Below are 13,533 nucleotides of genomic sequence, written 5' to 3'. Positions count from 1 at the left end.
CTGTCTTCGCCTCCCGGGACAGTGTTCTGACGCCCCCTCAATCCTCGGGCCGGCCCCGAAGTCCGTTTGGAGCGGCTCACGTTCCCCCATGCATACGCCGCCCGCGGCCGGCAGCGCCGTTCAGGAGGAGCCCGCCGCACCGTCCGTACGACCGGCGAGCGGCAGCCACGTGGTGATCGTGGTACCCCGGCCCTCTTCGGAGCGCACCTGCGTTCGGCCGCCGTGGTTCGCCACGATCGTGTGCACGATGGTCAGGCCCAGACCGGTTCCCGGGATGGCCTGCTCGGTGGCGTTCGAGGCGCGGAAGAACCGCTTGAAGAGCTTCTCCTGCTCGGCCGCGGGGATGCCGATGCCCGTGTCGCTCACGCTCAGGACCGCCTCCCCGTCCTGCGCGTCCGCTCGTACGCTGACCTTCCCGCCGCCCTGGGTGAACTTCACCGCGTTGGACAGCAGGTTCATCAGGACCCGGTCGAGTTGTTCCCCGTCCGCATCGAGCACCAGCGGCTGCTCGGGGCAGCACGTCTCCAGTCTGACCGAGGCGGCCTCGGCGGCCGGTTTGATCGCGTCGGCCGCCGAGACGACCAGCTGCCGCAGGTCGATCGGTGCCTTCCGGGAGGTGAACGCCCCCGACTCGATCCTGGAGAGCGTGAGCAGGTCCTCGATCAGCGCCCGCAGCCGGTTGGCGTTGCGGTCCACGACGTCCAGCATGCGCAACTGGGACGGGGAGAGCGGATCGCCGTCCTCGTCCTTCAGCAGCTCGATGTATCCCACGATGCTGGTCAGCGGGGTGCGCAGCTCATGGGAGACGGTGGACAGGAAGTCACTCTTGGCCTTGTCCAGGGCGCGCAGTTTGTCCACCAGTCCCGACTCCTTCTCGTAAAGAAGGGCGGTGTGCAGCGCCCGGCCGATGCCGCCTGCCATGGACTCGGCGAACTCGACGTCCACCGGACGCCAGGGGCGGTCTGTGCTGGTGCGGGCCACGGACACGGCGCCGATCGGCTCCTCCCCCACCCCGATGGGGATGATCACTGCCGAGTCCAGCCCCAGCGCCGCCGCGGCGGTGCGGTTGCCCGCCGGCATACCGGTCTTCCCGAAGGAGCCGGGGGCACCCGGGATGGGTGTGGTGTCCGACACGTACTGGGACAGGTCGGTGACCAGCCAGGGCGTTCCCCGCCGGTAGTGGTCGCGGACCACGTCGGCCGGGATCGTCGGGATGCCCCCTCGCTCGCCGTCGGACAGCAGGCCCCGCTCCGCGGACCACACCCGGGCCAGGGGAAATCCGGAGCCACCGTCCTCGGCGAGCAGGATGAAGACGTAGTCTGCGGCGAGGACCTCGCCGATGCCGGTGCACGCCTCGTCCAGGACGTAGCCGACGTCGAGGCGGTCCCGGATCCGGATGCCGGTCTCCTTCGCGGCCGTCGACAGTCGCTGCCGTTCCTGTTCGACCGTGCGCAGCCGGTCCCTTTCGTCCGCGAGCAGGTTGACGGACCGCGCCACCGCCCGGATCTCCTCCGGCCCCGTCACCTCGGCGCGTGCCGCGTGGTCGCCGGCGGTGAGCCGGCCGAGCGTCCGCTCGGTTCTCCGCAGCGGCCCGGTCAGGGCCCGCGTGGTACGCACCGACGTGTACACGGCCAGCGCGAGGGCCGCGACCAGGGCGGTGCCGAACGCGGCGATGCCCGCCCTGATCGCGGTGTTGGCGCGGTCCTCCAGACGCTGCTCTTCTTCGCTCATCTGGTCGTCCAGGCGAGCGTTGGTCACCTCGAACGCGTTGAAACGCCGGGAGGCCTCACGGGTGAGCGTGACGGCCCGCGCGCTTCCCGGGGTGCTCTTCGCCTGGTCGTCCGCTATGCGCAGATACGCCTCGATCTGCCGCTGCTGCGTCGTGAGATCGTCGTCGTCCAGGACCTCGTGCGCACGGACGGCGGCGCTGATCGACGCAATGCTCTCCCGGGCCGCACGGAAGTCGGCGAGCTCACTCCGGTCGCCCGTGACCAGGTAGCCCCGCATCGAACGCTGCGCGCTGACACCCGCGTTGAGCAGGCGCACGTTGTCGTCCTGGGCGGGGAGCACCCGGTCGATGATCCGGTCGCGCTGGCGTTCCAGCACCAGTGCGCCGATCAGCGTGCTGGCCCCGCACAGGGTGATCAGCAGGATCAGCAGTCCGAATGCGAGGGCGAGCCGGTGCGCCACCCGGCCGGCGCCCCGTCCGGAGGGACGGCTCATGCGCGATCACCTCCTTTCTCCCTCACCGGGGCGGGAGAGTCGAACCCGGCCCGGGTCATGGCGCCCCACACCTGGGGAGACTTGCGGAACCCGTCCCACATGCCGCGCAGCCGCCACCACGCTGTCATCTGGCGGTATCCGATGTTCTCGGCCACCACCCCGACGATGCCTCCCCAGACGTCCCGCCAGCGCGTGAACCGGTGGAAGGCGTACTCCTCCACCGCGACCGACACCATGCCGACGACGATGGCGTAGACGTAGGCGACGACCAGGAAGCGCCACAGGAAGTCCGCGTTCACCGCGCCCATCAGTACGCCCAGGGGCACGAGGACGAGCCCCGCGAGCTCCACCAGCGGGGCCAGCAGTTCGAAGACCACGTAGAAGGGCAGCGCCAGCAGACCGATCCGGCCGTAGCGGGGGTTACCGATCATGCGGCGGTGCTTGAGAAGAATCTCCGTCAGGCCGCGGTGCCAGCGCCGCCGCTGGTGGGCGAGGACCTTGCGCTGCGAGGGCGCCTCGCTCCAGGAGATCGGCTCGGCGACGAAGACGATGCGGTAGTCACGGCCCTGCTCGCGCATGTGCTTGTGGAGGCGGATGACCAGTTCCGCGTCCTCGCCGATGCAGTCCGGGTCCATTCCGCCGACCGCCACGACCGCGTCCTTGCGGAAGAGACCGAAGGCCCCGGCGATGATCAGCAGGCTGCCGAGCTTGGACCACCCGGTGCGGCCGAGCAGGAACGCGCGAAGGTATTCGACGACCTGAACGCGTCCGAGCAGGTCCGGCGGCACTCGCGCCTCGACCACACGTCCCGCCACGACGGTGCAGCCGTTGGCGAGCCCGACCACGCCGCCGGAGGCGACCACCCGCTGCGGATCGTCGCAGAACGGTTTGGCCACCGCGAGCAGCGCCTGGGAGTCGAGGATCGAGTCGGCGTCCACCATGCACACCAGCGGGTAGCGCGCCAGGTTGATGCCGACGTTGAGCGCGTCGGCCTTGCCGCCGTTTTCCTTGCGGGCCACCACGAGGCGCACCGGGCCGCCCCTGGGCAGATGGACGGAGGTGACCCTGCCGCGTACGGGGATGTCGTCGTGCACCACGTACTCCACCTCGGCGAGGTCGAAGGCTTCCCGCAGGGCCTCCAGCGTGCCGTCGGTGGAGCCGTCGTCGACGACGACCACCTCGAATTCCGGGTAGCGCAGCAACAGCATGGCCCGTACCGCTTCGGCGATGCCGGCCGCTTCGTTGTGCGCGGGCATGATCACGGAAACGGGTGGGGTGAGGGGGCTGGTGGCGGCCTCGTCGTGGCCTGCGAAGGGAGCCCGGCGCAGTGTTCTGACGAACTCCCCGAGGGCGATGAGGATCAGCACCAGATAACTGGTGTTGATGGCCAGGAAGTACACGATCACCACGCTGTCGCACACGGTGATCAGGGTGTGCACCGCGCCCAGCAGCGACGCCCACGGTTCTCCGGCCGCCACGCTCACAGCGCCACCTCCGCGCGGACGTCCTGGCGGGCGGCCCCGACCGCCGATTCGGCGAGCACGGCTCTGGCCTGGGCGGCGGCCGGTTCGCTGGAGCGGTCGTCGGCCGCCGCGTGCAGCTCGGCCCGTCCTTCCGGGCCGAGCTGCAACAGCGCACGAGCCGCGGTGGCGGCCACATGCCGGTCGGGGTCGCCCAGCAGCTCCGCGAGCGGACCCGTCGCGGCGACGGCTCCCAGCGTGCCGAGGGCCCCGGCGCCCACCATGCGCAGGGCGACCGGCTGACCGGGCCGGACGGCCGCCAGCAGCGGCTCCAGGCCCTCGGGCATGCCCAGTCTGCCCAGCGCACGTGCCGCTTTGACGCGGACCTCGATCTGGGGGTCCTCGCGCAGGGCACGGGCGATGTCGGACGTACGGGAGACCACGCCGGTCGCGCCGAGGACCTCGATGGCCACGGCCCTGGCGAGGGGTTGCGGGTGTTCCAGTCCCGCGGCCACACTCCGCTGTGCCTCCGGCCCCAGGGCGACCAGCGCCCTGGTGACCGCGGCGGGCGGCACGGCCCGCGGTCCGTGGAGGGATTCCAGCAGGTACGACACGGCCTCCGGCCCTCCGCACCGGCCCAGCGCCCGGGTGGCGGCCAGGCGTACCTCGGGATCGTGGTCGGCCAGCAGACGGCACAGCGACGGGGCGGCGGGGCGGTGGCCGAGCTGACCGAGCACCTGCGCGGCGCGCCCTCTCCGGACCGCGCTGCGGCTCGACAGCTCGGCGACGGCGTCCACGGCGGCCCCGCGCAGCTCGTACAGGCGGACCAGCGCCGTGCGGGCACCACCGGCGACCTTGCCGAGCAGCGCGGTGAGGGTCGGCTCCAGGGCGGCCCAGGTCCGCCGGTCGGTCTGTGCGAGCCGGTTCAGCAGTTCGGCCTGCTCGTCCTCCTCCGCGCACAGGAGCTGCAGCAGGGAGCCGCGCACCGGTGCCGCGATCCGCTCGCGTCTGCGCTCCCGGTGACGGCGGACGAAACGGTTGCCGATGATCAGCAGGCCCAGCGCCAGGACGACGGCCAGCAGGATCAGCAGCGCGCCGCGGACGATGCCGGCGGAAATCACCGTTCCACCCGATTGAGCACCGCGGTGACCCTGCTGGAGAGCTCTCGCGGGCTGAACGGCTTGATGATGTAGTCGTCCGCTCCCGCCGCGAAGCCGACCTCGACGTCCGCTTCCTGGGACCGGGCGGTGATCATGATGACGGGGAGTGTCGCGGTCTGGGCCGTGGCGCGCAGCTCCCGGCATACGTCCAGCCCCGACATGCCCGGCATCCGGATGTCGAGCAGTGCCAGGTCCACCGTGTTCTCACGCGCTGCCCGGAGCGCCGCCATGCCGTCCTCCACGGCCGTGACCTGGTGACCGCTCTGGGTCAGCTTGAACGCCACCAGATCCCGGATGTCCGCGTCGTCGTCAGCGATCAGGACATGAGCCATTACTCCTCCTGGGACTCCTGGGACTCCTGGGCCACAGAGCTCCGGTAGGAGTCAACGAGCCGCACCACGGCCGACTGCCGGAACGGCTTGGGCAGCACCTCGTCCGCGAGGCCGATCAGATCGTCCGGGTCGAGCACCGAGGTGACGACGAGACGGCATCTCCTCGTCCGGTCGTCCGCCCGCAGTCTGCGGACGACCTCCCGTCCGTCGATGCCGGGCAGGATCACGTCCACGACCGCGATGTCCGGCGGGTCGGCGAAGGCGAGGTCGAGCCCCTCTTCGCCCGAGTGCGCGACGGCCACGGGGCATCCCCGCTCGCGGAAGTGCCGCTCCAGCAGAGCGCTCACATCCTGGTCGTCGTCGATGACGAGTACGCGAGGTGAGAACATCACCGTCCTGTCCACGAAGTGGAACTGTCAGTCACACATTAGAACCCTTAGTTAACCTTCACCACATATGCCTCATTGGCCCCACTCGGGCACGCGGCCCGTCGAAGGCGGGGCAGACCGGTCCGAGGCGTGCGCCGCACCCGAGGACCCGGCGCCCGTCACGCGGAGCCGCCGGCCCCCGGCGCCCCCTCGCTCGGAGCCGCTGGGACGGGGCGTCTGCATCCGGGCGAGGGGGCGGCGCGACGAACGAGGTCAGCGGGCTCCCGCGGTCCTGACGAGGCGGCGGGCGGGCAATGTGGCGGTGGGCATCGGGAGACTTTCGCTCGCGCTGCTGCGAAGGCGTCGCACGTACTGATCTCGCGGCATGAGGACGCCGCCGAGATCATGGACGTGCGGGCTGTCCCGCTGCGCGTCCAGGAGCTCGCCGCCGGCTTGCGCGAAACGCGCGGCGAGGTCGCTCACCGCGACCTTCGACGCACCGGGCCGCTGGAAGAACATCGAGTCCATGCTGAAGACCGGTCCGATCCTGAGGCCGAAGACCCCGCCGACCAGATCGCCGTCCTCCCACACCTCGACGCTGTGGGCATGACCCAGCTCGTGCAGGCGGACCAGACTTGCGATCAGCTCGTCGGTGAGCCACAGCGGGACACGGTCGCCACGGCATGCGCGGACGACCCGCTCGAACCCCTGATCCAGGCTGGTCGACCACGACAGCCCGTTGCGCAGCCGCCGGGCGAGGCTGCGGCTGAGGTGCGCGGCCGAGACGGGCAGCACCGGCCTGGGGTCGGGTGACCACCAGGAAACGGCGAAGGGATCGGCCGGCTCCTCCTCCCCCACCAGCGGGATGCGGCCCTCCTGCACCTGATCGGCGAAGACCACCTCGTTGAGGGCACGGGTGTACTCGTCGGACGCCGGGAACGGATAGACCCCGGCCCGGTACGCCGCCAGGAGGCCGGTGGGGCTGAGGTCGGCGGAGAACGCCACCGGACCGTCGGGCGCCGCTTCCAGCACGTTCAGCGCCTCCCAGCCGGGGCATCGGCTCACCAACGCGCCGCTCCCTGCCCCCGGTGGGCCACCGGCCCCACCTGCTCGGCCTGTTGCAGGAAGTCGATGAAGTGGTCCATCATCTGCGCGTCCACGGGCGGAATGCCGATCCCGGCGTCCGCCAGTGCCCGCTCGGCGTTGTCGCGGGTGAACTCCGGGAAGATCCCCTGGAAGTACATCTCGCTCACCGTGATGTCGGCGCCGTGGCACAGGTCGACGAAGAGCGGGACGAACGGCGTTATCGCGTCGGTGGGGTGCCCGGCCGCATACTTCACCAAAGCGGCGATCCACTCGGCGTACGGGATCTCCCGGACCGGGTATCCCCGTTGCCGCATGCGCTCGGCCAGCGAACCGAGCAGTGCGGGACGGGGGTTGGTGAGGTGATACACCTCGCCGCGCGGCGGACGGCGGGTGGAGATGTGCCCGATCGCGCGGACGAGGCAGTCGGCCGGCAGGAAGTCCAGCGGCAGCGGGACGTCAGGGCACAGACCGGTCCGCGCGATGAAGCCGAAGAGGGCGGCCATCTCGCTGTTGGTGTTCATCACGCCGGTTCCGCTGCTGCCCGCGATGTCCATCAGACGGTAGACGGCGACCGGCAGTCCCGCGTCGGATGCCTTCTTCAGCAGCGCCTCGGCGACCCACTTGCTCTCCACGTATCCCACCGACAGGTGTTCCGGGAAGCCCAGCGGCGTGCTCTCCGTGACCTCGCGCACGCCGGCCGGCCCGAGTCCGGCGAGCACCGCCATGCTGGAGGCGAAGTGGACGGGGACGCCCCGGCCGGCGGCGAGGCGGATGATCTCGTAGGTTCCGTCGACGTTGACCGCGCGCAACTCGTGGTACGGGTAGATGAAGTTGACCTGGGCGCCGAAGTGGTAGACGGCGTCGAGGGTCGATCCCAGCTCCTCGAACCTGCCGGGAGGCAGCCCGAGTCCGGGCTTGCCCAGGTCGCCGACGACCGGCTGGACGCGCGTGCTGGACAGATCCCTGCGGACGTACCGCTGGTGGCTCGCGCGGATCATCTCCATGCCGTGCTGCTCGTCCGAGGCCCTGACCAGGCAGAGGATCCGGCCCGTCGTGCTGCGCAGCAGCTCGTCGATCATGTGGGCGCCGCAGAACCCCGTCGCCCCGGTGAGCAGGACGTCGCCGGAGCGTCGGTGATCCGGAGCCGGCTTGTGGCGGCCCACCTCCGGAATGCGCCGACCGGTCTCCGAGGCGAAGTCGACGCTCAAACCGCCCGGGCGGGTCAGCGTGCCGGCGCGTGCCTGGCGCACGGACTCGGCGAACGCGGCGAGCATCGGCTGCCGCAGCAGTGAACGGGTCAGGTCGCGGATCTGGGTGACGCCGATGCCGAAGATGACGCGGGTCCGGGCGAGCATCTCCATGGCCAGCAGCGAGTTGCCGCCCAGTTCGAAGAAGTCGTCGTGCGGACGGACGTAGTCCACACCGAGGATCTGGCACCACAGCTGTGCCATCCCCTGCACCACCGGACGGTCGTCGGCGTCGGCCGTCGGCGGCACGGCCCCGGATTCCGGTACGGCCTTGCGGTCGAGCTTTCCGCTGGGCGCGACGGGCAGCCGTTCCACCGCGTGGAAGGCGGCCGGGATCATGTAGCCCGGCAGGACCTCGCTGAGTGCCGACCGCAGCCGTCCGGGCTGCGCCGCATCTCCGCCGGCCGGCGGCGGGGCGGGCGTGTAGTAGGCGACCAGGTCCCGGTCGCCGTTGTCCCGCGTCCGGGCCACCACCATCGCCTGGCCGATCTCCGGGCGGGAGACGAGCGCGGCCTCGATCTCCGCCGGGTCGACCCGGAACCCGCGGATCTTCATCTGGTCGTCGACCCGGCCCAGCACCTCCAGGTTGCCGTCCGGGCGCCGACGGCCCAGGTCCCCGGTGCGGTACATGCGGTCTCCGGGCGCGGAGCCGTGCGGATCGGGCAGGAACTGCCGTGCGGTCAGGGCGGGTTGCCGCCAGACGCCGCGCGCCAGCCCCTGCCCACCGATGTAGATCTCGCCCCGCTCGCCCGGCTGCACCGGGCGCAGGTCGGCGTCGAGCACATGGATGTGACTGCCCTCCAGGGGCCGGCCGACCGGGGCGACGGCGGTGTCCGGCGCGGCGAGCACTTCCTGGTTCAGTTCGCAGAGCGTGGAGGTGATGGTGGTCTCGGTGAGCCCGTAGGCGTTGACGAGCCGTACGCCGGGGATCTTGCGCAGAACGGCGCGGCAGTCCTTCGCGGTGACGATCTCGCCGCCGACGATGGTGAGTCTCAGCGACGCGAGCATCTCGCCGCGGTCCGCGACGGAGACCACCCGGTGCCAGTACGCGGGGGGCAGGTCGGCGACGGTGATGCCGAACTCGGGCAGGCGGCGCAGCAGATCGGTGGGCGCCCACGTCGGGGTTCCCGCGAGGATGAGCGTCGCGCCGCTGATCAGCGTGGCGAAGATCTGCTCCAGTGAGGTGTCGAAGCCGAGCGCCGCGGCGTGCAGCACCCGGTCGGAGGGCGTCAGTTCGTAGGCCCGGACCACCGCCGTGAGGGAGTGGGCCAGCGACCGGTGGCTGATCATCACTCCCTTGGGCGGGCCGGTGGAACCGGAGGTGTAGATCACGTAGGCGAGGTCGTCCGGGCGGGGGCCGGGTGCCGGCCGCGGCGCCTCCGGCGGCGCCTGTGCAGCCGGTTCCCCGGCCGCCTCGGCGTGGACGACCCGTGCCTCGCACCCGTCGAAGACCGGGGCGTGCTCGCGACTCGTGACGACGAGGCGTGAACCGGTCTCACCGATCAGTGTGACCATCCGTTGCGGCGGGGTCGCCGGGTCGAGGGGCAGAAACGCGCCTCCGGATCCCAGTACCGCCAGCAGGGTGACGATCAGCTCGGGCACGCGGTCCAGGCACACGGTGACGACGCACTCCGGGCCGACGCCCCACTCCCGCAACCGGTCGGCGAGCCGGTCGGCGCGGTCGCTCAGCTCGGCGTAGCTGAGCCGGCCGTCGTCCGAGAGCACCGCGAGAGCGGACGGCTCACGCCGCGCTCGCTCCCGCACCAGCTCGGGCACGCTGCCCGGCCAGGACTCCGCCGGCCGCTCGGCGCGGGCGCTCGCGGGCCGCATGTCGGTCCACAGGCGCTCGACCAGAGCCCCGCACCCCGTGTCGGACTCCGGTCCGCCGATCCGGTGCCACCCGGCCGGTATCCGGCGGTCTGCGGGCCAGATCGCGTACTGCTCCTCGTCGTTGCGCAGCACGACGCACGGTGCAACCGACTCTGCCGTCCGAGGATCACGTTCCGTCACCTCGAGCCTCCTGCCTCGCGCGGCGTCATACGGAGCACGATCTGCGCTCCTGGCGGGAAAGGACCGCCGCCCTCACTGCTTCCTTTCGGCGGGCCTCACGGGCAATTCGGCCAGGCGGCCGAGCGGCGGTGCGAGGACCAGTTGCCCCGCCTCCTCGGCACTGACCGGTTCCGCGAAGAGATAGCCCTGCGCCAACCGGCAGCCCATGGAGATCAGCAACTCCTGCTGCCTCACGTTCTCCACCCCTTCGGCGATGACCGTGAGGCCGAGCGTGTCCGCGAGGTGTGCGATGCCCTCGACGAGCGCGTACTGCTCCGGCGATCGCCCGAGTTCGTCGACGAACGACTTGTCGATCTTGAGTATGGAGATGGGGAACTCACGCAGATAGCTCAACGACGAGTAGCCCGTTCCGAAATCGTCGATCGCAATACGAATGCCGAGCTCGGTGAGGGCATTCATCTCGCCCAGAATACGCTCGTCGTTGTACATCAGCACACTCTCGGTCAGTTCCAGTACGAGAGACGACGGTTCGATGCCCGAGAGATCCAGGGCACGCCGGACCACGTTGTAGAAGTCGTCGTCCCGGAACTGCCGCGGCGACACATTCACGCTGATGTACGGCGGTTTGCGGCCGGTCGTCCCGTCGCGTCGGACGGAGCCCTCCCAGCGGACCGCCTCGGCCGCGGCCTGGTCGAGCACCCAGGCGCCGAGGGGGACGATCTGCCCGCTCTCCTCGGCCAGCGTGATGAACTGCTCCGGCAGCACCATGCCACGCGTGGAGTGGGGCCAGCGAACGAGCGCCTCGAAGCCGGCGATCTGACCAGTGGTCAGCTCCACGATGGGCTGGTAGAGCACCAGGAACGACGTCTCGATCGACGAATTGTCCAGGGCCTCCTGCAAATTGGCGCGCTCGGCCATGCCGCTCTGCAGCTCCGGGTGGTAGCGGCGCCACTGACGCTTGCCCGCCGTCTTCGCCGAGTACAGCGCGAGATCGGCGTGTGCCAGCAGTTCGACCGAGTCGATGCTGTCCTCCGTCGTCGCCACGCCGATGCTGGCGTATGTGCTCATCGGCCCCACACTGAGCCGGAAGGGTTCGTCGAACACGGTCATCACGTGTTCGGTGAAACGCTCCACGCCCTCTATCCCGACGGAGCCTTCCACGAGCAGGGCGAATTCGTCGCCGCCGATGCGCGCGGCGGTGTCTGACGCACGCACGGTGGTCTGCAACCGGAGTGACAGCGCGACCAGGAGTTCGTCGCCCACCCCGTGACCGTGGATGTCGTTGACGACCTTGAACTCGTCCACGTCGATGAAGAGCACGCCGACCACCGTGCCGTCGCGCTGAGCCTGCGCCAGGGCGTGGTTGACCCGGTCCTGGAAGAGCACGCGGTTGGCCAGATTGGTCAGGGAGTCGTGGAACGCCTGGTGGGTGAGTTCGCGTTCGAGTTTGCGCTGTTCGGTCACATCCCGCAACGTGAGCACCACTCCACCGACGGTCGCCTCCTCCCGCAGGTCGCTCCACTTCAGCTCGACCTCGATGGACGAGCGGTCGGCGCGGACCACGCGCCAGTGCTCGCGCCCGGTCTGCGGCTCGCCCCTGCGTATCCGGCCGAGCGTCTCGACCACCGCGCGGCTGTCCTGCGGTGGCACCAGGTCGACGAGGAGGGTGCCCTCCAGGTCCGGCAGTCCGAGCACCTGGTCGGCGGACGGGCTGGCGTAGCGGACCCGGTCGTCCTCGTCGAGGATCAGGATGACGTCGGAGGCGTTCTGCACCAGCGTGCGGAAGTACATCTCGCTGTTGCGCCGGTTGACCTCATGGGCCAGGGTGACCCGTTCCGCGGCGAGCGCGGCCTGCGCGGCGAGCGTCACCAGCGTGTCCCGGAGCACCAGCAGGTCGTGCTCTTCCCCGGCCACGACCAGCACGCCGATCAGCGGATCGTCCGAGGGATGGCCCTGCGCGGCGAGACGGCAGACCAGCGCGTGGTCCTTGCGGGCAGCCTCCACCGCGAGGTGGTCGACGAGGACGGGTCCCACACCGTCGAGGGCCACCAGGCGGTTCTCGCCGGACGCGATCAGCTCCCGTACGGCTGTGGTCGCCCGCGTGGCCAGGGGCCCGCGCAGGACGCTGTGGGCCCCGTTCACCCAGAGTGTGGTGTCCGGCAGGGTGAGCAGCGCGGAGCGGGGCGAGCCGACCGGCATCAGCTGCGTCACCGCGGAGTGGACTGCTGCGGCCACGTCCCGCAGCTCGCCGGCCCCGCCCAGCGACGACACCGCGTCGCGCAGGGCCTTCTCCCGGCCGACCGCCCGCCGGTGGGTCGCCACCACCCCCGCCAGGCGGTAGAGCACGAGGAGGAAGAGCACCGCGGAGAAGACGCCGATGACCCCGACGTTGGACCTCACGCCGCGCACCGCCTCCGTCAGGAGGATGGCGGGCGCGATGAGCGACGCCAGGGTGAGCAGGGCCAGCCGGCCCGTGCCGGTCTCGGCCCGCCATGGCAGCGGCTGCGTCAGCAGGCGCATGGACGGGTGGAGCGCAGCAAGGGCCCAGGCGCCGTACAGGACGGCCCAGCCGAGTTCGACCGCGCTCCCGGTGCGCCACGTCCCGTTCAGCTGGATCAGGCCGTACAGCACGTCGGCTGTGAGCAGGCCGACGGTGCCCAGGGTGAGCAGCATGAGCGAGCGGCTCTTGCCGCCACGGCCGACGAGCAGCCGCAGCAGCATCGCCAGGACGAGGATGTCGCCGAGCGGATAGGCGATGGCGAACGCCTTCTGCACCCAGGTGAGACCCTCCGCGCGGGCGTACGGATCGATGAGAAAGAGCCACGACAGCAACGCCAGGCCGACGGTCAGTGTCAGCGCGTCGACGAGGTTCGCCCGGTCGCGCCAACTCGTGCGCCAGTGCGCGAAGCCCAGCAGTCCCGCCGCATAGAGCGGATATGCCGCGAGATAGAAGCCGTCGGCGATGGACGGGAAGGGGATGTCTTCATTGAGTATCTCGATGAGAATGATCTGGGTCGCCTGGCCCGCGGCGAAGGCGAAGTTTCCTGCGGCAAGCAACAGCCAGGGGAGTCGATGCGCCGGATGGTTGAGAAAGACACCAAGGAGGATACCGATGACGCCGGTCACTCCTATGGCGACGAAGAGCAGCCGCTTTTCCGGGAATGCGTAGTACAACGCCGTCAGCACGACGATACATGCGCTGACGGCGACCATCGCAGCCTGGCTTCGCAGTCGTCCGTTCATCCCGACTAACCTCCTGAGAGGACCACTTGGCGGGCGGGTCGAGCTGGGCGAACGACACCGGACGGCGACGGAGAGGCCTCTCGGCCGAGCTCATGAAGGAGAATTCTCCGGGCCCCGGGCCGAAACTCGACCCTGATCGCCTGTGAACGCGATTTCCGGTGGACATGGTCTCCGGTATACACGGTCACCGTTATGCGGGCTCCTTCTGTTCCGAGACATCGCCGTGCCCTCATCCAGCTTACCTGGATTGCTCTTTCTCGCACGCGAGCAGCGAGATGACCGCTTCACCTCGCGTACTACCACGACTTGCGTGAAAATGCAGGTCGCGGAGACCGGGTCCGCTCTCCGCGACTATCGGCTCTTCAGGGAAGCGTGAAGGCCTGTGCTCTGCCTTTGTCGCAGGT

At 70.3% G+C, this 13,533-nt stretch carries 8 protein-coding genes; all 8 read right to left on the bottom strand.

What is annotated here, in order from left to right:
- Window positions 1–120: 120 nt before the first annotated feature.
- A complete protein-coding gene (locus ACIQU3_RS25720) occupies window positions 121–2,223 on the bottom strand; it encodes an ATP-binding protein (protein ID WP_403927927.1) in 2,103 nt (700 codons plus the stop codon).
- Complete coding sequence (locus ACIQU3_RS25715; RefSeq protein ID WP_403738543.1) at window positions 2,220–3,701, bottom strand: glycosyltransferase family 2 protein; 1,482 nt, start codon at window positions 3,699–3,701, stop codon at window positions 2,220–2,222. Before ACIQU3_RS25715 ends, ACIQU3_RS25720 begins: the two co-directional genes overlap by 4 nt.
- 2 nt (window positions 3,702–3,703) lie before the next feature.
- A complete protein-coding gene (locus ACIQU3_RS25710; protein WP_403738538.1) occupies window positions 3,704–4,804 on the bottom strand; it encodes a HEAT repeat domain-containing protein in 1,101 nt (366 codons plus the stop codon).
- Window positions 4,801–5,175, bottom strand: a complete 375-nt coding sequence (locus tag ACIQU3_RS25705; RefSeq protein ID WP_102909533.1) for a response regulator transcription factor — start codon at window positions 5,173–5,175, stop codon at window positions 4,801–4,803. The genes ACIQU3_RS25710 and ACIQU3_RS25705 overlap by 4 nt, the downstream gene beginning before the upstream one ends.
- Window positions 5,175–5,579, bottom strand: a complete 405-nt coding sequence (locus ACIQU3_RS25700) for a two-component system response regulator (RefSeq protein WP_403738533.1) — start codon at window positions 5,577–5,579, stop codon at window positions 5,175–5,177. The genes ACIQU3_RS25705 and ACIQU3_RS25700 overlap by 1 nt, the downstream gene beginning before the upstream one ends.
- Window positions 5,580–5,816: 237 nt before the next feature.
- A complete protein-coding gene (locus ACIQU3_RS25695) occupies window positions 5,817–6,608 on the bottom strand; it encodes a leucyl/phenylalanyl-tRNA--protein transferase (protein ID WP_403738530.1) in 792 nt (263 codons plus the stop codon).
- A complete protein-coding gene (locus tag ACIQU3_RS25690) occupies window positions 6,605–9,838 on the bottom strand; it encodes an amino acid adenylation domain-containing protein (protein ID WP_403927924.1) in 3,234 nt (1,077 codons plus the stop codon). The genes ACIQU3_RS25695 and ACIQU3_RS25690 overlap by 4 nt, the downstream gene beginning before the upstream one ends.
- Before the next feature lie 120 nt (window positions 9,839–9,958).
- On the bottom strand, window positions 9,959–13,129 hold the full coding sequence (locus ACIQU3_RS25685; protein WP_403738524.1) for a putative bifunctional diguanylate cyclase/phosphodiesterase: 3,171 nt from the start codon (window positions 13,127–13,129) through the stop codon (window positions 9,959–9,961).
- Between the last annotated feature and the right edge of the window lie 404 nt (window positions 13,130–13,533).

The sequence above is a fragment of the Streptomyces sp. NPDC101110 genome, assembly GCF_044759525.1.
GTDB lineage: Bacteria > Actinomycetota > Actinomycetes > Streptomycetales > Streptomycetaceae > Streptomyces.
Note: the sequence above shows the minus strand (reverse complement) of the source record. Positions and strands in the feature narration are given on the sequence as shown.